The organism is Actinoplanes sp. 13, assembly GCF_056134165.1.
On record NZ_JBVYOQ010000045.1, the window covers coordinates 21,365 to 43,893 of the forward strand.

Annotated in this window: 15 protein-coding genes; 8 read left to right on the plus strand and 7 right to left on the minus strand. The window is 71.0% G+C overall.

Translation table 11 applies throughout. The features are described 5' to 3' along the window. Nucleotides 1-25 precede the first annotated feature (25 nt). From AC0NH5_RS41080 to AC0NH5_RS41090, 3 genes are all read left to right on the plus strand, one after another. A complete protein-coding gene (locus AC0NH5_RS41080) occupies nucleotides 26-3,379 on the plus strand; it encodes a CARDB domain-containing protein (protein WP_474413517.1) in 3,354 nt (1,117 codons plus the stop codon). Between the two features lie 855 nt (nucleotides 3,380-4,234). Beyond that, nucleotides 4,235-4,948, plus strand: a complete 714-nt coding sequence (locus AC0NH5_RS41085) for a response regulator transcription factor (RefSeq protein WP_474413519.1) — start codon at nucleotides 4,235-4,237, stop codon at nucleotides 4,946-4,948. Then, nucleotides 4,945-6,117, plus strand: a complete 1,173-nt coding sequence (locus tag AC0NH5_RS41090) for a macrolide family glycosyltransferase (protein ID WP_474413521.1) — start codon at nucleotides 4,945-4,947, stop codon at nucleotides 6,115-6,117. The genes AC0NH5_RS41085 and AC0NH5_RS41090 overlap by 4 nt, the downstream gene beginning before the upstream one ends. Here the strand turns inward: AC0NH5_RS41090 and AC0NH5_RS41095 are convergent. Together AC0NH5_RS41095 and AC0NH5_RS41100 are read right to left on the minus strand one after the other, a co-directional pair. Next, nucleotides 6,052-6,726, minus strand: coding sequence for a flavoprotein (locus AC0NH5_RS41095; protein ID WP_474413523.1), 675 nt, complete (start codon nucleotides 6,724-6,726; stop codon nucleotides 6,052-6,054). The two genes, AC0NH5_RS41090 and AC0NH5_RS41095, sit on opposite strands and share 66 nt — an antisense overlap. Before the next feature lie 98 nt (nucleotides 6,727-6,824). After that, a complete protein-coding gene (locus tag AC0NH5_RS41100; RefSeq protein WP_474413525.1) occupies nucleotides 6,825-6,968 on the minus strand; it encodes a hypothetical protein in 144 nt (47 codons plus the stop codon). 246 nt (nucleotides 6,969-7,214) lie between these two features. Here AC0NH5_RS41100 and AC0NH5_RS41105 point away from each other — a divergent pair, with 246 nt between their 5' ends. The 4 genes from AC0NH5_RS41105 to AC0NH5_RS41120 are packed head-to-tail and all read left to right on the plus strand — an operon-like array spanning nucleotide 7,215 to nucleotide 11,905. Continuing rightward, the gene (locus AC0NH5_RS41105; RefSeq protein ID WP_474413527.1) at nucleotides 7,215-8,444 is read left to right on the plus strand and encodes a macrolide family glycosyltransferase; all 1,230 of its coding nucleotides are present in this window, start codon (nucleotides 7,215-7,217) and stop codon (nucleotides 8,442-8,444) included. 7 nt (nucleotides 8,445-8,451) lie between these two features. Then, a complete protein-coding gene (locus AC0NH5_RS41110; RefSeq protein ID WP_474413529.1) occupies nucleotides 8,452-9,660 on the plus strand; it encodes a macrolide family glycosyltransferase in 1,209 nt (402 codons plus the stop codon). Between the two features lie 12 nt (nucleotides 9,661-9,672). After that, nucleotides 9,673-10,893, plus strand: coding sequence for a macrolide family glycosyltransferase (locus tag AC0NH5_RS41115; protein ID WP_474413531.1), 1,221 nt, complete (start codon nucleotides 9,673-9,675; stop codon nucleotides 10,891-10,893). Further along, entirely contained in the window at nucleotides 10,886-11,905 is a 1,020-nt protein-coding gene (locus AC0NH5_RS41120; RefSeq protein WP_474413533.1) for a methyltransferase, read from the plus strand. The genes AC0NH5_RS41115 and AC0NH5_RS41120 overlap by 8 nt, the downstream gene beginning before the upstream one ends. Nucleotides 11,906-11,939: 34 nt before the next feature. Here AC0NH5_RS41120 and AC0NH5_RS41125 read toward each other — a convergent pair whose 3' ends face one another. From AC0NH5_RS41125 to AC0NH5_RS41145, 5 genes are read right to left on the minus strand one after another with little or no spacing between them, the layout of a single operon-like run. Continuing rightward, entirely contained in the window at nucleotides 11,940-13,097 is a 1,158-nt protein-coding gene (locus tag AC0NH5_RS41125; RefSeq protein ID WP_474413535.1) for an NAD(P)/FAD-dependent oxidoreductase, read from the minus strand. After that, the gene (locus tag AC0NH5_RS41130; protein WP_474413537.1) at nucleotides 13,085-14,635 is read right to left on the minus strand and encodes a nitroreductase family protein; all 1,551 of its coding nucleotides are present in this window, start codon (nucleotides 14,633-14,635) and stop codon (nucleotides 13,085-13,087) included. The genes AC0NH5_RS41125 and AC0NH5_RS41130 overlap by 13 nt, the downstream gene beginning before the upstream one ends. After that, on the minus strand, nucleotides 14,632-15,960 hold the full coding sequence (locus AC0NH5_RS41135; protein ID WP_474413539.1) for a nitroreductase family protein: 1,329 nt from the start codon (nucleotides 15,958-15,960) through the stop codon (nucleotides 14,632-14,634). The genes AC0NH5_RS41130 and AC0NH5_RS41135 overlap by 4 nt, the downstream gene beginning before the upstream one ends. Next, complete coding sequence (locus AC0NH5_RS41140; RefSeq protein WP_474413541.1) at nucleotides 15,957-17,906, minus strand: TOMM precursor leader peptide-binding protein; 1,950 nt, start codon at nucleotides 17,904-17,906, stop codon at nucleotides 15,957-15,959. The genes AC0NH5_RS41135 and AC0NH5_RS41140 overlap by 4 nt, the downstream gene beginning before the upstream one ends. After that, nucleotides 17,893-19,791 (minus strand): hypothetical protein, encoded by a 1,899-nt coding sequence (locus AC0NH5_RS41145; protein WP_474413543.1) that lies wholly within the window; start codon nucleotides 19,789-19,791, stop codon nucleotides 17,893-17,895. Before AC0NH5_RS41145 ends, AC0NH5_RS41140 begins: the two co-directional genes overlap by 14 nt. Before the next feature lie 193 nt (nucleotides 19,792-19,984). Between AC0NH5_RS41145 and AC0NH5_RS41150 the strand changes: the two genes are divergently transcribed. Continuing rightward, nucleotides 19,985-21,898: a carbamoyltransferase family protein gene (locus tag AC0NH5_RS41150; RefSeq protein ID WP_474413545.1), complete on the plus strand. Its 1,914-nt coding sequence runs from the start codon at nucleotides 19,985-19,987 to the stop codon at nucleotides 21,896-21,898. Nucleotides 21,899-22,529: the final 631 nt, after the last annotated feature.

Here is a 22,529-nt window from a genome sequence, read left to right on the forward strand (position 1 = left end):
CGCCCTCGTGCACAGGACGGACCTCATGAGACTCAGCACCCGCCTGATCGGCGCGGCCCTCGCGGCCACGCTGGTCGTCCTCGGCATGTCCCCGCCGGCCGCCCACGCAGCCGGCGGCCCCAACCTCGCCGCCGGGAAACCGGCCGTCGCCAGCGGCTCCCTGGGCGCGCAGCCGGCCTCCGCGGTCACCGACGGCAACCCGCAGTCGTACTGGGAGAGCCCGAACAACGTCTTCCCCCAGTGGGTGCAGGCCGACCTCGGCAGCGCCACGACCATCGACCAGGTGGTGCTCAAGCTGCCGCCGGCGACCGCGTGGGCCACCCGTACGCAGACGCTCAGCGTGCAGGGCAGCACGAACGGATCGGCCTTCAGCACGCTCGCCGCGTCAGCCGGGCGGGTGTTCAACCCGGCCACCGGGAACGCCGTGACGATCACCTTCACCGCGGCGAGCGTCCGGTACGTGCGGGTGCACATCACCGCGAACACCGGCTGGCCCGCCGGCCAGCTCGCCGAACTCGAGGTCTACGGCGTCGCCGGCCCGGTCGACCCCGACCCGAACCCGCCCACCGGAATCAACCTTGCCGCCGGCAAGGCGATCGAGGCCTCGTCGACGATCCACACCTTCGTGGCGGCCAACGCCAACGACGGCAGCACCGCGACGTATTGGGAGTCCAACGGCCTGCCCTCGACGCTGACCGTCAAGCTGGGCGCCGACGCCACCGTCACCGGCGTCGTCGTGAAGCTCAACCCCGATCCGGCGTGGGGACCGCGCACCCAGAACTTCCAGGTCCTCGGCCGCGCCGGGGCCGCCACCGGCTTCACCGAGTTGAAGGCCCGCGCCGATCACGGCTTCAGCCCGTCGGCCAACCAGAACACCGTCACGGTGCCGGTCGACGGCCGGGCGTCGGACGTACGCCTGCAGTTCTTCGCCAACACCGGCGCGCCCGGCGGGCAGGTGGCCGAGGTGCAGGTGATCGGCGCCTGGGCGCCCAACCCGGACCTGGTCGTGACGTCGACGACCTGGACACCGGCGAGCCCCTCCGAGACGACCCCGATCACGCTGACCGCCACCGTGCGCAACGCGGGCACCGCCGCCGCGGCCGCCACGAAGGCCGACTTCCGGCTCGGCGGCGCGGTCGCCGGCACCGCCGACGTGCCGGCGCTCACCGCGGGCGCCTCAGCCACCGTGTCGGCCGCCGTCGGCGCCAAGGCGCAGGGCAGCTACACCGTCTCCACCGTGGTCGACCCGGCGAACACCGTCGCCGAGCAGAACAACGACAACAACACGTACACCGCGCCGGCTCAGCTCGTCGTCGCCCAGGCGCCCGGCCCCGACCTGCAGGTCACCGCGATCACCACCAACCCGGCGAACCCGGCGGCCGGCGCGGCGGTCAGCTTCACCGTCGCGGTCACCAACCGGGGCACCAGCGCGGCCGGCGCCAGCACCACCCGGCTCGCCGTCGGCGCCGGCACCCTCACCGGAGCCACCCCGGCGATCGCGGCCGGCGCCACCACGACCGTCACCATCGGCGGCACCTGGACAGCGACCAGCGGCGGCGCCACCGCCACCGCGACGGCCGACTCGGCCGGCGCAGTCGCCGAGACCAACGAATCCAACAACACCCTGGCCCGCCCGATCGTCGTCGGCCGCGGCGCCGCCGTGCCGTACACCGAGTACGAGGCCGAGGCGGCCCGGCACAACGGCACCCTGGTGCAGGCCGATCCGCTGCGCACCTTCGGGCACACCAACTTCGGCAGCGAGTCGTCCGGCCGGCAGTCGGTGCGGCTGAACAGCACCGGGCAGTTCGTCGAGTTCACCTCCACCACCCCGGCCAACTCGATCGTCGTCCGCAACTCCATCCCGGACTCCGCCGCGGGCGGCGGCCAGGAGGCCACGATCAGCCTCTATGTCAACGACACCTTCAGCCGCAAGCTCACCCTCTCGTCGCGCAACAGCTGGTTGTACGGCACCAGCGACGACACCGAGTCGCTGCAGAACACCCCGGGCCCGGACGCACGCCGGCTCTTCGACGAGTCGAACGCGCTGCTCAGCCAGTCGTACCCGGCCGGCACCCGGTTCAAGTTGCAACGCGACGCCGGTGACAACGCGTCGTTCTACATCATCGACCTGATCGACCTGGAGCAGGTGGCCCCGGCCGCGTCCCAGCCGGCCGGCTGCACCTCGATCACCCAGTACGGCGCCGTGCCCAACGACGGGCTCGACGACACGGCCGCCATCCAGCGGGCGGTCACCGACGACGAGAACGGCGTGATCAGCTGCGTGTGGATCCCGGCCGGTCAGTGGCGCCAGGAGCAGAAGATCCTCTCGCCGGACCCCACCCGCGGCCAGTGGAACCAGAAGGGCATCCGCAACGTCGTCGTCCGCGGCGCCGGCATGTGGCACTCCCAGCTCTACTCCAACACCCAGCCGCACCAGGTCACCGGCAACATCAACCACCCGCACGAGGGCAACGTCGGCTTCGACATCGACGACAACACCCAGATCTCCGACATCGCGATCTTCGGCAACACGCAGAACCGGGCCAACCGGGGTCACGGCCTCAACGGCCGCTTCGGCCGGAACACGAAGATCAGCAACGTCTGGATCGAACACGTCAACGTCGGCGCCTGGGTCGGCCGCGACTACTCCGACACCCCGGCCTATTGGAACCCGGGCGACAACGTCGAGTTCACCGGCATGCGGATCCGCAACACCTTCGCCGACGGCATCAACTTCTCCAACGGCACGCGCAACTCACGGGTGTTCAACTCGTCGTTCCGCACCACCGGCGACGACGCGCTGGCGATCTGGGCCAACCCGTACGTCAAGGACCAGTCGGTGGACATCAACCACGACGACCACTTCCTGAACAACACCATCCAGCTGCCGTGGCGGGCCAACGGCATCGCCATCTACGGCGGGTACAACAACTCGGCGCAGAACAACCTGGTCTCCGACACCGCCAACTATCCCGGCATCATGCTGGCCACCGACCACAGCCCGCTGCCGTTCTCCGGCACGACGCTGCTGGCCAACAACGGCCTCTACCGCACCGGCGGCGCCTTCTGGAACGAGGACCAGGAGTTCGGGGCGATCACCTTGTTCCCCGCCACCAAGGACATCGTCGGCGTCACCATCCGCGACACCGACATCATCGACTCGACCTACGACGGGATCCAGTTCAAGAACGGCGGCGGCAACATGCCCGACGTCGCCATCACCAACGTGAAGATCGACAAGTCCGTCAACGGCGCCGGGATCCTCGCCATGAGCGGCGCCCGCGGCAACGCCACCCTGTCGAACGTCACCATCACCAACTCGGCCGACGGCAACATCGTCATCCAGCCGGGCTCGCAGTTCACCATCAGCGGCAGCTGAACCCCGGACACTCCACCGGGCTCGCCCGGGCGGTCGCCAGGGTCGTTGCAACGTGATGGCCGGCCGGTGACGGCCAGGAGGTCAGCGAAAAGCTCGGCCGGGACATCCCGGCCGAGCTTTTCGCGTGGTGGCAGCCGGGTCACCATGACAAATCATCCGGCCGGCACGGACAAGGGGTTGCACCGACGTCAGATCCCCCGTCCGACGTCCGTCGGTGCCGGCGGGACATTCATGGTATAGGTCGCAATGCTCGAAATGGCGGAGAATCCCACTTTGGCCACAACCGGCCAGCCAATAGAGATGTCGCCTTCACAATGGTAAAGGACCTCCACGGCTTCACCGGCCGGCGTGGTGCCGGAAGCCGGATTCCGGCACCCGGGCCGGGACGACGAACCGGTTGCACCGGGAAGCAACAGCCACAGGTCGTCGACTGCGACGTTCCGGGCACCCCCACAGGTTCCGGTCCCTACGGACACGCCGACAGCCCACATGGGCAGCTGTATCCGCAGCTCAGAGGGATTCGCAGACCACGGGTGACGGCCGGCACCGGTCCGTCCACTCCACTGCGACGGGACGTCGCGGGCGTGACCGCCATGGATTCCATCAACATGTCGACACACCAGACAACGGCCGGATGGTCTTCTTGGCACCGACGACACGCCGATGCGCTCGGAATGCTTTTACCCGCCGCCCATTCCGGACCGTACCACATCATCGACGTAAATGAACGACGTGCCAATCGAGCGATCGCCATCTAGGGTTCGACGTATATCTACGGTGCCCAATCATGCACCGGTGACCACCCCTGCACGGCGTACCGAATAGGTATGCTCCGCCCTGCCTGAGGAGCAATTTATGCCCACTATTCGACGCAACCGAGCCGACAAGGTCGCCGTCATCGTCTGCGACCCCCACCCCCTGACGCGCGACGGCATGGTCGCGATCCTCGGCCGTGAACCGGACATAGTCGTGGTCGGGAGCGTCGCGACCGTACCCGACGCGATGGGCGCCGTGGCGTCGTGCCGGCCGGCCGTCATGGCCGTGACCCACGACCCGCCCGCCATCGACGGGATAGACCTCACCAGGCGGCTCGCCCGGAGCGCGGCGCACTCGAAGGTCAAAGTGCTCCTCCTCGTCCAGGGCCCGGTCGAGGATCACGCCCTGACGGCATTCCAGACAGGCGTCGGCGGCCTGCTGTCCCGGGACACCCCGTCGACGGCGCTGGGAGCCACCATTCGCAACGTGGCGGCCGGTGGCGTGGTGCTGGGGTTCCCCGCCGCCACCCAGCTGTTACGACGCATCTCCAGCCGCATGCCCACCATGTTCGTCGAACAGCGACCAGTGCTCGACTGTCTCACCAAGCGGGAGATCGACGTACTGCTACTGGTGGCCAAGGGCTACTCCAACAAGCTGATCGCTCAGGAGTTGTGCCTCAGCGCCGCCACCGTCAAGTCGCACCTGTACCACCTGTGCCAGAAGCTGGGATTACGCGACCGGACCCAGGCCGTCATCCTCGCCTACGAGACCGGTCTCATCACCGCCTGCTCAGCGCCGGAGCAGCAGCCATGACCGGTCATGTCGCCTTCTTCACCGGAGCGGCTCTGGGGCACATCAATCCGCTCCTCGGCCTCGTGCGTGAACTGGTGCGGCGCGGTCACCGAGTCAGCTGGACCGTCACCGAGGCTTTCGCCGACGTCGTCGCGCGAGCCGGCGCCACGCCGCGGGTCTACCGCTCACCCCTGCCGGCCGATCCGCGCCGGTGGCCGGCCGACCTCTCCACGATGCCGCTGGTGTTCCTCGCCGAAGCCGGCAAGATCATGCCGGACGTCGAGGCGCTGTACCGTGCCGACCTGCCCGACGTTGTGGTGTCGGAGGACCCCACGAGCGTCGGCATGTTGCTGGCCAACCGGTGGGGACGCCCGGCCGTGCGGGTGTGGCCGTACCTCGCCATCGGCCGGCACTGGGCGCTGGCCGACGAGCAGGGCGCAGAGACGGAGCAGCGCCGGATCGCCGCCCGGTATCTCGCCGGCCTCGATGCCCTTCTGGCGCGACGTGGATTCCGGGTACGGGCAGCCGAGTACCTGGCCACGGCCGAGGCCCGGCACCTGGTGCTCATCCCCCGGACGCTACATCCACCCGGTGCGGTCTTCGACGACCGGTTCGTGTTCACCGGCCCGTGCCCGGACCTCACTCGCGCGGAGGAGCCGTGGCCGGCCGCAGACGACGGGCGCCCGGTGCTGTACGTCTCGCTGGGATCGATGAACACCAACCACCCTGCCTTCTTCCGGTCCTGCCTCGACGCCTTCGGCGACGGGTCATGGCGCCTCATCATGTCGGTCGGAGCCGGCATCGAGCGCTCGTCGTTCGGCCCGGTGCCGGACCATGTCGAGATCCACCACACGGTTGCGCAGGTCACCGTGCTGAGCCGGGCGACGGCGTTCGTCACCCACGCCGGGATGGGCAGCGTGCTCGAGGCTCTCCGGTACGCCGTCCCGATGGTCGCCGTACCGTTGCTGCCTGAGCAACGGTGGAATGCGGAACAGCTGGAACGACAGGGTGTGGCCCGGTGGATGGCGCCGGAGGACGTGCGCCCGGACCGGTTGCGCCAGGCGGTCGACGAGGTGACCAAGGACCCGGGTGTCACCGCGCGGCTCCAGGCTGTCCGCACCGATCTACTCGCCTCCGGCGGCACCGTCACGGCCGCCGACGAGATCGAGGCGTTGTGCCGGGACCACTGACGCTGCCGCGCGTGCCGCGAAGACCGAGGCGACCGCGGAGATCACTGCCGGCAGGTTGTCCACCTGGTGACCGGCGCTGTCGTCGGACATGCTGCGCCCCGGCACCGGCGGGACCACCACGACGTTCTCGCGCGTGGCGAGCGCCTCGCGGTGCCGGCGCATCGCCGGCCCGCTCCAGCCGCCCGGTGGCACCGCCGCGGCGATCCCGACGGGCACCTCGGTGCACTGCAACGCCAGCAGGCTGGGCGTGTCGGTCAGACCGAGGGCCAGCCGCGACAGGTAGTGAAAGGTCGCGGGATACACCACGACCGCCTCCGCCCACCGCTGCAGTTCGACATGCACCGACCGTGGCCGCGTCCCGTTCTCCCAGACGTCCGCGATGACCGCACGTCCGGTGAGCATCCCCACCGCCTCCGCGGTGACGAACCGCTGCGCCGACCGGGTGAGCACCACCTGGCACTGGACCCGGGGATACGAGTGGCGCAGCCAGTTCAGCCAGAACGGCAGGAACATCGCCGCGACCGATCCGCTGCCGACGACCAGCAGACGCTCGATCGGCACCGGCGGGGCGTCGAAGGTGCCGGGATCCCACGGGTTCCTGGTCGTCACAGTTCGATCCTTCCGATCGGCGGCCGGCCGTGCGGTGCGATGCCGCGGGTGTGCCCACGATGCCGGGGCACCTGCGTGCCCCGGCATCGCGAGCCGGATCAGCAGCCGCAGGATGAGCAGCAGCAGGAACACAGAATGGCGTTGATGTCGTCGACGGTGGACGGTTCGGGCTGGAGGAGATCCTCGAGCGTGAGTTCTTCCAGGTCGGCCAAGTCGTCGGCCAAGAGCTCGGACACGGGCATGCGGCACCTCCCTTCCGGTGTGTGGTCACTCGCGAAGCCCCATGGTCGCGCGCCACAGACGCAGATCTCTTCGGGCGCCGGACTGGTCCGCTGCCTCCGCCTGCCAGACCCGTCCGCCCGTCCTCTGCTACCTCGGACTGACACCGGCATCACCACTCCGGGCGGCACTTGACGCGCGGACCTGTCGAGCGCGCCGGAACCGCTGTTAGCGTCACGACGTGGTGAGCGGCCGGATCGGAGGCACCGTTGTCACACATCGCGTTCGTCGCCGCGCCCGCCGCGGGCCATGTCAATCCGACCCTCGCCGTGGTCGCCGAACTCGTCCGCCGAGGGCACCGGGTGACGTATGCGGTCACCGCGGAATACGCCGAACGCGTCGCCGCGGCGGGTGCCGAGTGCCTGCACTACGCAACGACCATGGCCGACTTCGACCGGACCGTCGCCGCTTCGGCCGACGCCGAGCGTTTCTCCACCGACAGCCTCGTCACCGTGCTGTCCGGGCTGCTCCACGAGACGATCGCCATGCTGCCGGTGCTGGACGGACGGTTCCGGGCCGACCGACCACACCTCGTGGTGCATGACGCCACCTACGGGTGGGCCGGCGCCGTCCTCGCCGCCCGGTGGGGCGTTCCGGCACTACGCAGCCAGCCGATGTTCGCCACGAACGCATCGTTCTCGCTCAGTCCCCGTTACGCCGAGTTCGACCCGGCGCATCCCGGCCTCGCCGCCGTCACCGCGCGGTTGGGCGTTCTCCTCACCCGCACCGGCGCCACCGGCCTGCGGCCGGCCGACCTGTTCGCCACCGACGACAGCCGTCCCGCGATCGTGTACCTGCCACGATCGTTCCAGTACGCCGGCGACACGTTCAGCCCGCACACCCGGTTCGTCGGGCCGTGCCTGCCATCGGGCGGCCACGGTCCGGCGACGCCCGCCGCGCTTACCGGCCCGCCGTACGTCGTGGTGACCTTCGGGTCCGTCTACCACGACCGCCCACACGTCTACCGCAGCTGCCTCGAGGCGTTGACCATGCTCGGCTGGCACGGCACGGTCGCGGTCGGCAACCACGTCGACCCGGAATCACTGCCGACCGCGCCGGGCGGTGTCACGGTGCACCCGGTCATCCCCGACCTGATCACCGAGCTGTCCCGGGCCGCTGTGCTCATCAACCACGCCAGCATGGCCAGTTCGATGGAGGCGTTCGCGCTCGGCGTCCCGGTGATCGGGATACCGCAGATCGCCGAGCACCGCGCGAACGCCGACCGGATCGCCGAGCGCGGACTGGGCGTGCACGTCGCACCAGCGGCGGTGACGGCGCGGACACTGGCGAAGGCGCTGGGCACAGCCGCCCACGACCCCGGCATCGGCTCCCGTGTCACCGCGATGCGCGCCGAGATCCGCGCGTCGGGCGGGGCCGCTGCCGCCGCCGACGTCGTCGAGGGCCTGCTCACGCCGACCGCCGACCACCGGCCGGTGTGAACACGCCATGGCGCACATCGTGTTCTGCGCGGCCGCCTACGAGGGGCACATCAATCCGACGCTGGGCGTCGTGGCCGAACTGGTCGCACGCGGCCACCGGGTCAGCTACGCCGCCCCGACGCGGTTCCGAGCCGCGGTCGAGGCGGTCGGCGCCCGGTTCGTCGGCTACCGGACGACGATGACCCGTCTCGCCGACTCCAGCCGGTACACCACTGACGTCCTGGTCCGGCTGCTGGAGATGCTGCTGTGCGAGACCGTGGCGATCCTGCCCGAGCTGGACCGCTTCTTCGCGGCCGACCGGCCGGACGTCGTCGTCTACGACGCTCCGTCGTGCTGGGCCGGACGGATCCTGGCGGCCCGCCGGGGCGTTCCGGCGGTGCGCAGCCACCCCACCCTGGTCGCCACGGCCACCTGGTCGTTCGCGAGGTACACCGATTTCGGCCCTGGTCAGCATCCTGGCCTGACCCGAGTGCTCAACGGCATCGGCAGACTGCTGACCCGCGCCCGCACCGGCTTGACGGTCGACGCGTTCCTCGCCGACGACGACCGCGCGCCGGCGCTGGTCCACTGCCCACGCTCGTTCCAGTACGCCGGCGACCGCGCCGGCGCGGGGGTGCACTTCGTCGGCCCGTGCCGTAACCCCAGTCCGGTCTACCCGCGATGGCAGCGGCCGCCGGGCAGTGGCCCGATCGCCCTGGTGTCCCTGGGGACGATCCACAACCAGGGACACCAACTGTTCCAGCGATGCGTGGCCGCCCTTACCGGACTCGGCTGGCACACCGTTGTCACCGCCGGAACCGATCCACTCCCGGCCTCGTTGCGGCGGCTGCCCGCGACAGCGGAGGCGCATCCGTTCCTCGCCCAGCACGACGTCCTCGACCACGCCGGAGTGTCCATCAACCACGGCGGGATGGGCACCCTGATGGACAGCCTCGCGGCCGGCGTCCCGGTGATCGCGGTGCCGCAGATGGCCGAGCACCGCGCAAACGCCGACCGCATCGTCGAACTCGGCCTGGGCCGGCTGTTGTCACCCGCCGGCGCCACCCGCGACGCAGTGGCTCACGCGGTCCGGGCCGTCACCGGAGACGCCGCCGTCACGGCCCGGCTCGATGCCATGCGCCGCGAGATCGCCGCTGCCGGCGGGGCGGCCGCCGCAGCGACCGTCATCGAGCACCACCTCGCCCGAACCGCGACGCCCACCCCGGTCAACCGGTGAAAGGAGAACGACGTGGCGCACATCGCGTTCACTTCGATTCCGTACGGCGGGCACATCAACCCGACGCTCGCCGTCGTCACCGCCCTCGCCGACCGCGGGCATCGGGTCAGTTACGTGACGACCGCGGAGTTCCAGGATCGTGTCACCGCCGCCGGCGCTCACGCCGTCGTCTCCACGACCACGATGAAGGACGACGGGCGACGGCGAGCGACGGTGCCGTTCGATGACCCGTACCGGTACAGCACGTCGGATCTCACCCGGCTGCTGACGCTGTTGCTGACCGAGGCACTGCACGCGCTGCCGCAGCTCGACCGGGCGTTCCGGGCCGACCCACCCGATCTGATCGTGCACGACACCTCTTACTGGGCGGGCGATCTGATGGCCGGGCGGCTGGGTGTGCCGCGGATGGCCAGTCACGTCATGATGGCCTCCGCCGAGCACTGGTCCTTGGACAGCAGCGTGCATACCTTCGACCCCGCCGACGACGGCCTGCGGGCGATCACCGCGGCGATCAGCCGGCTCGGCCACCGGCTCGGCGTGCCGGTGGACGCACGCCGGTTGTGCGCCGGCATCGCCCGCGAACCGATGCTGGTCTACCTTCCGAAGGCCTTCCAACCGCGGGCCGACGGGTTCCCGGAGGGCGTGCACTTCGTCGGCCCGTGCCTGAGTGAACGTGGATTTCACGGCAGCTGGTCACCACCCGCGGGTACCGGCCGGGTCGTCCTCATCGCGCTGGGAAGCACATTCAGCGCCGACTCCGGGTTCTACCGATCGTGCGTCGAGGCGTTCACGGGCACCGGCTGGCACGCGGTCGTCGCCGTCGGCGACACCGTCGACCCGACCACGCTGGACCCGGTGCCACCCGACGTCGAGGTGCACCGCTTCGTCGCACAGTTGGACGTGCTGCGGCACGCATCAGCGTTCGTGAGTCACACCGGCATGGGCAGCACCATGGAAAGTCTCAGTCACGGCGTACCGATCGTCGCTGTCCCGCAGATGGCCGAGCAGCGCGCGAACGCCGACCGGGTCGTGGAGCTCGGCCTGGGCCGGCGCCTCGATGCGGCGGAACGCACACCGGCCGGAATACGGGCGGCGGTGCAGGCAGTCGCCGACGACCAGGCCATGGCGAGGCGGATCGGCCGGCTGCGGGACGAGATTCGCCGAGCCGGTGGCGCGCCGGTCGCCGCAGACCTGATCGAACGGCAACTCACCGCGGCGGTCTCTCATGTCTGACGCGTCTGTTGCCCTGCTGCGCATGGCACTGGGCTACATGCCCGCTCAGATCGTCCACGCCGCGGTGCGGATCGGCCTGGCCGACGTTCTGCGCGACGATGAGGTCGGTGTCGCCGACGCCGCCTCTCGCACCGGGACCCGGGCGCCGCAGCTGCGCCGGCTGCTGCAGGCTCTTGCGACGCTGGGGCTGGTGGACCAGACGTCGCCGGACAGGTTCCGGCTCACTGCGGCGGGCCGGCCGCTGCGGGCCGACGCCGACGACAGCGTGCGCCCCATGATGCTGATGTACTTCGACGACGCCGTCTGGCGGTCCTGGGGCGAGCTCGTGCATGCGTTGCGCACCGGCGGGCCGGCGTTCGACCACGCCACCGGTGCCGACATCTTCACCTACCTCGCCGTCACACCTGACCTGGCCGATGTGTTCCACGCGGCGATGGCTTCCGGGGCCCGTGACGACGCCGCACATGTCGCCGAGATCGTCGACTTCTCCCGGTTCAGCTCGGTGGCCGACATCGGTGGCGGTGACGGCACCCTGGTGGCGGCGGTACTCGCCCGTCACCCCGGGCTGACCGGCGTGGTGTTCGACACCCCGGCAGGGACTCGGGGCGCGCCCGGCGTCCTCGCGGCCGCGGACGTCGCGGACCGCTGTCGCGTCGAGCGCGGTGACTTCTTCACCGAGGTCCCGGCCGGGTACGCCGCCTACGTCCTGAAGAGCGTGCTCCACGACTGGCCCGACGACCGGGCGGCGGACATCCTCCGCTCCTGCCGACGGGCCGTTCCGGCGGACGGCACGCTCCTGATCGTGGAGATGGTCGCGCTCGAGCAGGCCACCGCCTGGGCCGATCCTTTCACCACGATCAGCGACATGAACCTGATGGTGATGACCGCCGGTCGCGAGCGCACCGAGGCGGAGTGGCGGGTCCTGTTGCGGGCCGCCGCGTTCGACCTGGTACGGGTGAGCGACCCGTTCGGCGCGGCCCGGCACCGGGTCCTCGAAGCCGCCCCCCGGTAGGACCCACCCCGAGCGGACGGCGCCGGGCGAGGGCTCACGCTCCGGGTGGCAGGGCAGCGCCGACGGTGACGTCGAGGAAGGTGGCGGTCGCGGCCGGATCGGACCGGATCCAGCGCAGCAGCTCGAGCCGGTCCGGCGTCACCCGCAGCCGGGCGGCCTCCAGCGTGACCCGGTAGTGGGCGGCGAAATGCTCGTCCCGCCACGCTGCAAAACCGGCCAGCGACTTCGTCAGGGCGGTGTCGTCGTGCAGCCGGTCGCCGATGGCGCGGGCCAATGCGTCCGACTGCCGGAAGGCGTCGGTCATCCCGGTGCCGGTGAGAGAGTCCTTGTGATGGCCGGCGTCGCCGACGAGCACCCAGCCGGGCCCGGCCGGCCGGCGGAAGAAGTTCCACTGCTGGCCGGTGCCGTACAGCCGCTCGAGCCGGTCGGCGCCGGACAGGCGGTCGGCCAGCGGCGCGGCAGTGGTGCGTACCGCGTCCCAGTGAGTCCGCGCGGGGTCATGCCGAGCCGCTGAATATGCGGCGAGCGGCTGGTAGACCGCCACCAGCGCCGCGCCGTCATGCGTGGCGACCGCACCCACGAGGCAGCCGTCGCGCTCGTAAACCTCGAACTCGACGCCCGGGTTGGTCCAGAACGAGTAGTAGGCACAGGTGAGCGGCGCGTCCTGTCTGGTGACAGTGGCGCCGGCCAGCCGGGCGACCGTCGAACGCATACCGTCCGCGCCGATCACCAGCCGGGCCCGTTCCGTCTGGGACCGGCCTCCCGCCTCGCGGTAGCGGACGCCGGTCACCCGGCCGGTCGGCGCGTGTTCCAGCTCGTGGACTGTGCACCGGTCGCGTAGTTCCGCACCGGCCCGCACGGCAGCGTCGGCCAACAACCCGTCCAGCACCGGACGGCGCGGCGCGTACACCGCGTCGACGGTTTGTGAGGCGTTGAACGATCCTGCGATCGTGACGTCACCGACGGTGTAGGACAGCCTGCGTACCGGTGGGCATCCCGACCGCACCAGCGGTTCGAGGAGCCCCCAGCCATCGAGCAGTTCCAGTCCGGGCCGGTGGATGTGCAGGGTGGAGAGGGTGTCGCCGGGCACCCGGGAACGCTCCAGGATCAGCACCCGGTAGCCGGCCCGGGCCAGCAGCATCGCGGTGGTGGCGCCGGCGCACCGGGCGCCGACCACTATCACGTCGTACACCTGTCCTCCTTGCAGCTGTTTCCGGCCGGCGCCGCCAGCGGGTAGTGCGGCTCGACGCCGTCGGGCCGGCGCCGTCCGACCGTCACCACGACGGTGGGTGTCCAGCCTGTGCCGGTGAGGCCGAGCAGGCCGCCCAAGCGTTCCGGGTCGAAGTCGCAGTGGACATGGGTATCGAGCCCGACCGCCGCCGCGGCGAGGCAGGCGTACTGCACGACCGTTCCGGTGTCGATGTTCTGCATGCGGTACCAGCGGTCGCCGTACACCGCCATCCCGTGCGCGAAGTTGCCGGCCATGATCAGCGCAAGGCCGCCGCGCCGGAACTCCTCGGCAAGCATCGAACTCGTCGCCGTCGCGACCAGTTCGCCCGTGAGCGAGCCGGTGCCACCTACCGGCACCAGGTCCGCCGACTCGGGCCGGTACCGGTACGCGCCCGGCGCCAGACCGCACACGTCGGTGGCGACGCAGTACAGTCCCGTCACGGCACCGGGCCTGCCGGCGCCGATGTCGACGCGGGCCCGGGGCGCCGCCGCAGCCAAGACACCGGCCACCGTCTCCGGCGGTAGCGACCCTGGTTGATATCGACCGACGGTCCGGCGTCGCGACAGGCCGGCCGCCGGGTCCGCGGCTCTTCCCTCGAGCCGGACAGCACCACTGCGCGGCGGAGGGCGGCCCGGATCCAGCCACGGCAGGCGATCAACGAGCACCCGGGACGCGGCGTGCAGCGCGATCAGGTCCCGCATCCCGGAGATCGCGCCGGCCGGAATGGCCGGCACTGACCCTTGCGGTACGGGACCCGGGTCGATGCCGGTGTCATCGCGGGGCACCGCAGGGCCGGCGCCGCGCAGCCCGGCACCCCGCAGGCAGACGACCGCCATCGCCGCCTCCCGGTCCGCTCGCAGACCGAACACCTCGTCGACGGCGGAATCCCGGAATCGCAGGTGGACCGTTGCTTCGCATCCGGCGGCCGCCGCCGCCGCGATCGACTGCCCGACCGCGACACCGATGTCCAGGCTCTGCAGGCGGTACCCGAACTGCCGGTACTTGGCGCTGTTACGCCACAGGACTGTCGTGAACAGCAGCAGCACGTCGGCATCCGCGTCCGGCTCGGTGAGGCATCCGAGCAAGCGGTCCCGAAGGTCCCCGCGGCGCAGCTCGTCCAGCGCATGGTGCGCCGGGTCGTAGTGGTGGACGCCGGATCCGGTCACCGCGTACACCTCGACCGGGTACCGGGCGCCGGATGACGGAGCCCCACGGCCCGCGGACACCAGAGCGTGATGGTCCGGGTCGACGCCGCCGGACGGCGGCATCACCAGCGGGGAGCCGGCCAGCCACCGCATCCTGGTCAGGCCGTTGATCTGCCACAACAGCCAGCCGAGCGGGTCGCTCCGCCGCTCGGCCCGCCACCGCAACGGTCTCCGCAACGATGGCGCATATCGCTTGTAGACCGGCGGCGGGCCGCCTGCGGCCGACCGGGGCGGGTCGGCAGGAGGACGGTGCGGGCCGTTCAGGTAACGGATCCCGGGTGAGTCGGCGGTCACGGGCAGGCCTCCTCTGCGCCACTGAGATGGATGGGCGCTTGATACCGTTCGGTGGGTGACGCGGTGCCGACGATGATCTGGAACAGCGTCTCCATCCCGGGCCCCAGGCCGAGCGCTGCCGATACCGCGGGCGCCGGATAACCGTTGTGCACCCGGGCCGCGAGTCCCCCGGCCGCGCTGTGCACGCATACGCGCTGGGCCAGCACACCGGCTTCCTGGTTGAGCACCTGGAACGCCTGCTCGCCGAACGCCGCGGTCGCCGCGCGCCGGTCACCGCTGACATAGACGACCATGTTCGCCGTCGGGTAGTGGACGTTCGGCGCGGTCAGCAGCGTGTCGGGGATCGTCCGGGAAGGACACGGGCGCAGCCCGGCGTGCCCGGCCCGGTACAGCCGGCCGGCGCTGTCGAGGGTATCGATCGTCCACACGTGACAGTGCACAAGAGGCACCGTGCCGGAAGCATGTGCATCGCTGTCGTAAGGGTCCAGCACCCGCCGCATGACGCGGTCCACGGCGGCCAAGGAGACCGGCTTGCGTACCGGGGTGAACGCCGGACCACCGGAGCCGCGCCGCAGCAGGACCTCGGCGAGGTTCACCGGCCCGTCGATCGGCGCCGCGGAGGGCTCGGCACCCGGTGTGACGCCGAGCGGCAGCAGAGCCATCGCGCCCTGCCGAGGCCACTGCAGGCCGCACAGGCGGTGCACGGCGTCGTGGTCGAAGCGGTGCCGGATCCGGCTTCGCCAACCCAGAGCGGTGGCCACCAGCAACGCGTTGCCGGCGACCATCCCGGCCTCCTGGGTGCACAGGCGGTACGCGTAGTCGCCGTACCGGGCCGCGGCACGGCCGAACGTCGCCGACAGGATCAGCCCGGCGGAACCCGGCAGCACATCGCGGATCCCGGCCGGCCCGGCAGGCACCGGAACGAGCGCGTGGTGAGCCGCGTCGTAGCGGTACAGCCCCGGTGGTAGCGGGCCGTCGAGGCGGGTCAGCCACCAGTGCACGTCGGTGGGGAAAAGGCACCGCGCCGAAGGCACCGCGCGGTGGTAGGGCCACTGAGCCGCCCGGCCCAGCTCGGTCCGGACGATTCCGGCGGTGTAGTACAGCAAGGCCGACAGTGCGCCGCGGCCCGGAGAGCAGCCGCCCCGGAGGACGGCCGGTACGCCGCCCAGCGGCAGCCTCCCCGCATCTCCCACCTCGAAGCGTGGCGGTGGCCGTTCGGTGCCGCCGCTCGGCGGATCGGCGCCCAGCGCGAATCGCCAGTAATCGGCCACCGGTGGGGTGCCCGGTGGCCGTGCGGGCTCGGGCGCACCCGGCTCGGTGCTCACGGGAACGGGTGGGGGTGCGGGTTGATGTCGGCCGGGCTGAGTACTCGGGAGGCATAGCCGAGCCGGTGGGGCACCCGCAGCAGCCGCGGGATACCGTCGACCCGGCGGTTGCGGTGACCGAAGGTCATCGGCAACGTTCCCGGGATGATGACCTTCACGCAGGCCAGGCCACCGGCCCGGTGCTCCGGCGTGGTCTGGTCGACCACGACGACGTCCAGGCCTTCGTCGCGGTACCTGCGCACCAGCTCCGCCAGGTCGGCTGTCAGGTCAGTGGTGGGCAGCCAGGAGGCCCGGCCGGCGACATCAGCGAACGTGACCCGCCGGGTGCCGGAGACCAGGAAGCCGAAGCGCTCGAAGGCGTCCTCGTGGCAGTAGAGCAGCGAGTGGTCACCCATCGACCGCACGAGGGCGGGGTCACCGACCATCGCGGCCGCGCGCCGGCGCTGATCCTCGCCGTACACCGACGCCTGGGCCAGCAGGTGTGACAGCTCATAGAGGGCTCCGAGCGCCGCGTTCTCGGCCACCAGCGCCGAGCCACCCGCGCAGAACACGCGGGGACGGCCGGGCGCCGCGCCCACCGCCATCGCGAAGACACACGGTATCCGCTGCTCCAGCATCGACGAGTACAGCGCGATGTCATAGCCGGTGGTCTGGCGCAGGTACGTCGCGAGGGTCGTGACCCGGCGGTCCCGCGCCGAGTCGAGGTCGATACGCGGCACGGGCATCCGGGCGTACCAGGTCATCAGGAAGGCGTCGCGCTCGGCCACTTCGAGAACGCCGTGCAGCACTGCCTCCTCGATGCTGGAGCCGAGTGCGCAGCCGTTGGAGATCTCGTAGACGAAGCGACGCCGCTGCGCGGAATGGCACGCGTAGTAGGCGTACTGCTCGGGCACGAGCACCGGCCCACCGCGCGCGAAGGAGTACCCCCACACCCAGTCGAGCACGAGGTCGTCGTCGTAGCGCTCGAACGGCAGCCCGGGGTCGTCGTACCGCGCATCCGGATAGAGACCGAACGTGCGCGGGTCGACAGCCGCTCCACTCACCTCGCGGAAGGAGCCACGCGTGACGGTCCGGCGCCCGCCCGGGGCCTCACCTCCGAGGCGCTCCATCGCCTCCAGCACCGCGGTGACACGGGCCGCCGGCTCGGTGACTGTCCTGCCCCAACCCTGCTGTGCCTCGTGCCCGCGCGTCGAGCTGAGAAACGCCACCGCCCGTGGCGGTGTCGCGCCCGGTTGGGTCATCAGCTTCCGGATCACTCCGGCCACCGGATCCACGTAGGTGTCGAGCAGCTCGGCGGCCCCGGCCATCACGTCACGGCTCCGGGACGTCGCCGGATCCAGCTTCGATCGCGGCCGTACGGCGATCGTCGCGGCCGCCGGGTCGTCAACCGGCACATCGCCGCACCGCTCGCACCCGGGATCGGGCAGGAACCGGTGCCGCGTCACGGCCAGCGTGCGCAGGTCCACCCGCCGGAAGGAGCCGGCGCCGGGGAGCGCCGCGAGATCCGCCGCGACGAGCCGGCCCACCAGGTCGACGGCGACCGCCGGTGGCGAATGGTCACCGGCGGCACGCAGCGCCACCGAGTGGTCCGGATCCGTGGTGGCCGCACGGCGCCGCAGGGCGGCACACCGGGCGCACCCCCGCACGCCGGGACGGGTCACCGGGCCGACGAAGATCGCGCCGCCGCTGTGGTGAACAGCGAGGGTCACCGAATCCGGCGGGTCGTCCGCGCGCGGCACCGCGTCGGCGCCAGGGCCTGTCACCGTTACCAGCACCGGGTCACCGGACCGCACGCTGGTCTTCTCAACCGCACGGCGATGTATCGGCACCCATCGGTCGACGGCCGCAGCGATCAGATCACGCCACACAGCCGGTCCACCTCGTACCACCACGGCGACCGGCGCGTGCCGGTCGAGACCACCGTCCGGCCGGCTATCGGTGAGCATCGCTGTTCACCGTCACGACGGCCGCGAGGTACGGGAGGGTGTGGCGCAGGATCGGTTCGTGATCGAGCGGGACGACCAGCGGATGGTGCCCGGCCCGGCGAAGAGCAGTGATGAGTCGCGGCCTGACATCCGGCTGACCGGTCGCTACGCCCTGGTTGACCCGGACGTCCCCCGGCCTGCCGCTCTGATAGCGGAACAGGGCGTCGGTCAACGCGGCACGCATCGCTGCGGCGGGGCTCGGAGCGGCGCGGCAGGCTACGGTCCCGGTCGCGTCGCGGACCGCGACTGTGGGCACCGCCAGCGCCCCGGTCAGGTCGTGCAGCGTCACCGGCCGGCCGGCCGCGACGAGCAGCTCCAGCAGCCGGTCGCATTCGTCGTCGGGCGCGTTCGTGAGGTCGACCGGCTGATCTTCGGAACCGGCTTGCGACGCGAGCCGCGCACAGTGCGCCAGCAGTCCGGCCTGCACCGCGCCTGCCCAGGTCGCGGCGCCCGCGATGGCGGCGTCAGCAGCCAGCAGGCGTACCGGCACCCGGTGAACGGTGTGATCCGCCAGCGACAGGCCGGCGACTGTGGGCCGGCCGAGATTGCACGCCGCGTACCGGGCGACTCCGGCCAGACCGGCGGCCACGTCTGCGGTCTCCTCGTCGGCCGCCGCGGCCCACACCGCCGGCCGGCCCGCTACAGCGGGCGTCGCGCAGCTGATCCGCAGCGGAAGCTGGGCGACGTCCTCAGGTCCGAGAGAGCGCAGAATGCCGAGCCGCTCGTCGGTGAGCGCGGCGAGCCGGTCGCGGACCCCGGTCAGCTCAGGCCCGCGCTCCAGCGCCGCCACCCGGTCGTCGATGCGGTCGGCGGTTGTCCCCGTCGCCGGTCCCGGAGTGCCCGGCGGCAGCCGGTGCGTCGCGGTGTCGAGGGTCTCCAGATCGATGTGTACGACCCGGCCGGTGGCCTCAGCACCGGCAACCCCGGTGAGGTACTCGAAGACGCCGAACGCCGCATGGTTGGCGACGATCCCGGGGACAGGCCCGATCAGCACGTTCGGAGCCACCGGTTCGTCCGGCGGGTGCCCGCCGTCGCGCAGCCTCGCCGCGACATCGGGCCGGTGGGCGGCCGACCGGTCGGGCCCGCGCACCGGGCCGACGTACGCCGATCGTCCGGTGACCAGGACCTGCGCCGAGACCCGCCCGGTCGCCGAAGCGGCAACGGCCGCCGCTCGCTCGAGCATCGGACGGTCGCTGGCGTGCAGCACGACCTCGGCGTCGCGCACGACGTCGGCCAGCTCATCGGCGGCCGGATCCGGACAGAACCGCCACGTGAGACGCTGCCGCCGGTCCCGGTGGGCCCGGTCGGCGGCCATCGCGGAGAACTCGTCAGTAGCGGTGGGGCCCTCTCCGGTGACGAGCACGGTCACGTCCGCGGAGCCGCAGTGCAGCATGGAATGCGCCAGCGCGGTCACGATCCGGCCGGCGCCGATGATCACCACCCGCGCCGTGCGGAACCGCTCGAACCGCAGCGCCGGGGAGTCCTGGAAAGCCTCGACCAAGGCGATCTCGGCCGCGTACGTCCGGGTCTCGTCGACGGTGAGGCCGTGCGGCTCGTCAGCGGCGACGTCGCGCAGGAAACGCGCGCGTCGCAGGGCCGTCACCAGGTCCCGCACCGCCCTGCGACGGTCGGCGGGCAGCGCGCCCGTGAGGTCGCCGACGGTGTGCTGCCCGTTCAGGTAGGGCACCAGCCGTTCGAGCCATGCGTATGTGGTCGTCCCCCGCAGGGTCACCATGTCCACGCCGTCCGTGACGATGGCACCACCACCGTCCCGGGCTGGTGTGATGAACACGCTGCCGCGCAGCCGCGGGCGCATCGCGTCGGTGTTGTCGTTTCCGGGCCCCATCGCAGTCCTCCCGGCCTCGATTCGAGCTCCGGCTGAGTCTTACACCGGTCGATGGCCGGGTCTTCGAACCCCGGGCGGTTCTGTGCCGTCCCCGTTCGGTGGTCCCGGCGCCGGGACCGGGTCTCCGGTGCGACATACGAGATCAGTCCCGCGTCGGAAGACACGAGGGTGACCCGGTGCAAGCGTGGACGGCATGGACGGTTCAGTGGCGGTTCTCGGCGTGAACGCGGCCCACGACGCGTCCGCATGCCTGCTCGTGGACGGTGCTGTCGTTGCGGCCGTGAGTGAGGAACGCCTGTCCCGCCGCAAACACCATGAGGGGCTGCCGGCCCGCGCGATCGCATATTGCCTGGAAGCCGCCGGCTTGCGTGATCTCCATGCGCTGGACTGCATCGTGGTGAATCAGTACCCCGGCATCGACCATGCCGACCGGCTCCGCATCGCCGGTTTCGAAGGTGAGTTGCTGGTCAACCCGTCGCATCACCTGCTGCACGCCTACTACGCCTGGGTGGCCTCGGGTTTCGACGACACCGCGGTGATGGTGATCGACGGCAGTGGTTACCACTACGGCGAGTTCGCCCGGCAGAACAGCCCCTACCTCGGAGAGCCGCCACCGTACTCCGAGATGGAAGAGGCTGAATCCCTGTACACCGTGGACGACGGCAAGCTGGAACTTCTCGGCAAGCGATGGGCGCTGTGGGAGTCCCGGTATCCGCGGTACCGGTTCGCCAGCCTCGGACACATGTACGCGGCCGCGTCGCAGTACATCTTCGGACACTGGCAGCACGCCGGGAAGACCATGGGACTGGCCCCGTACGGCGATCCGAGCCGCTTCGGGCGCAACCTCGTCGACCTCACGGGGACCGAAATGGTCATCGCCACCGACTGGGTCTCCGCCCTTCCGCCGCGTAGCGACCGGCCTGCCGAACTGGACCCGGTGTGCCGCGATCTCGCGGCCGGCGTACAGGCCGAACTGGAACGGGCCGTCCTGCACCTGGCTCGGCGATTGCACGAACGCACCGGTCACACGCGTCTGTGCATCAGCGGCGGAGTCGGCCTCAACAGCGTCACCAACGGCCGCATCGTCCGTGAGACAGCCTTCGACGAGCTGTTCGTGACGCCTGCGGCCGGCGATGCGGGTGTCGCGATCGGCGCCGCCCTCTACGCCCACCAGCGGCGGACCGGCGCGCTGCCCCGCTGGCGGCATCGCACGGACTACCACGGCCGCCGGTACACCCCGGCCGAGGTCTCGGCCGCCCTGGCCGCCCGCACGACCGCTGTGCGGGCCGGCAGAGTCGTCGACCCTGCCGGGCAGGCTGCGACCGACCTCGCCGAAGGCCTCATCGTCGGCTGGTTCGAAGGCGGCAGCGAGTTCGGGCCTCGCGCCCTCGGCCATCGCAGCATCCTGTGCGACCCGCGCGGCGCCGACATGCGAGCCCGGCTCAACGACACCGTGAAGTTCCGCGAGCCGTTCCGCCCGTACGCCGCATCGGTGTTGGCCGAACACGTCGACCAGTGGTTCGACATGCCGGTCGAGGACCCCTTCATGCTCGTCGTGGCACCGGTTTGGGAGCAGTACCGTGACCGCATCGCCAGCGTCTGCCACGTCGACAACACGTGCCGCCTACAGACGGTGCCGGCCGACCACCCCGGCTTGTTCCGCCACCTCATCGAGGCGTTTCATGAACGGACGGGCGTTCCGCTGGTACTCAACACCTCGTTCAACATCCGCGGGGAGCCGGTGGTCGAGTCTCCGGACGACGCCCTCGACTGTTTCCTCGCCAGCAATCTCGACGTGCTGTACCTGGAGGGCCACCGCCTCACCAAGGTCAGTTCAACGGATCGTGGAAGCCTCATCCCGGCTCTGGTGCGTGGCCTGTCGTTCGGAACCGTCTTCGACAGCCGGGACGGGCGCGCCCTCGCGCCCCGGCATCACCTGCGGACCCGCACCGGGCACCGCACTCCGGTGGAGCGTGCGGAACTCGACCTGCTGCAAGCAGTCGACGGCGTCCGGACCGTCGCGGAGATCCGCGCCGAACTCGGCGTGGACGCCGAGACCGGCTACGCCGACCTGAACCGTCGCGGTTTCGTCTACTTCCGCGCCTGATCGCCGGCCGGCCCGGCTCGTGACGCCGACAGGCCGGACGCGTGCTCGGCGAGCACGCGTCAAGCCGGGCGGAAGATCGTTGTGGAAGCCGCCGCACCGGCGTAGCGCTCGATCCGGCTGCCCGGCAACGAGGTGGGCCAGGACGTCGGTCGACGTCCTGGCCCACCTCGTTGCGGCGCAGCCGGATGATGGGCGCCCTCAACGGCGCCGCAGGTCACTACCTGGGGCTCTTGACATAAGCCTCATGGCAGGGATTGACCGAGTAAGTGCCGGCGCCCACGGAGTGCGATCCCAGGAAGTCGTCGTCGGCACTCCCGTAGTAGTCGATGATGGCGCCGCCACCGGGAATCCTGATGTACACCAACGTGTCCAAACGACCCCCGGTCCATGTGTTCCCGGGTGCCAGATACGCCCACGGGGTGTTCGTCGACCGCACTGCGATCGTCAGATTGCTCCACTGACTGTTGTGCACGAAGCCCCAGCACGCGGCGGCTTGAGCCCGCTCAGTCACTCCGGTGGTGGCGGGGACGGCGGAGGGCGGGGACGCGGTGGCGGGCAGCACCCCGCCAGCAAGTAACAGTGTGGGGGAGGGCGTCCTAACGCCCTAGCCGAATCCGCTGTGGGACATTAG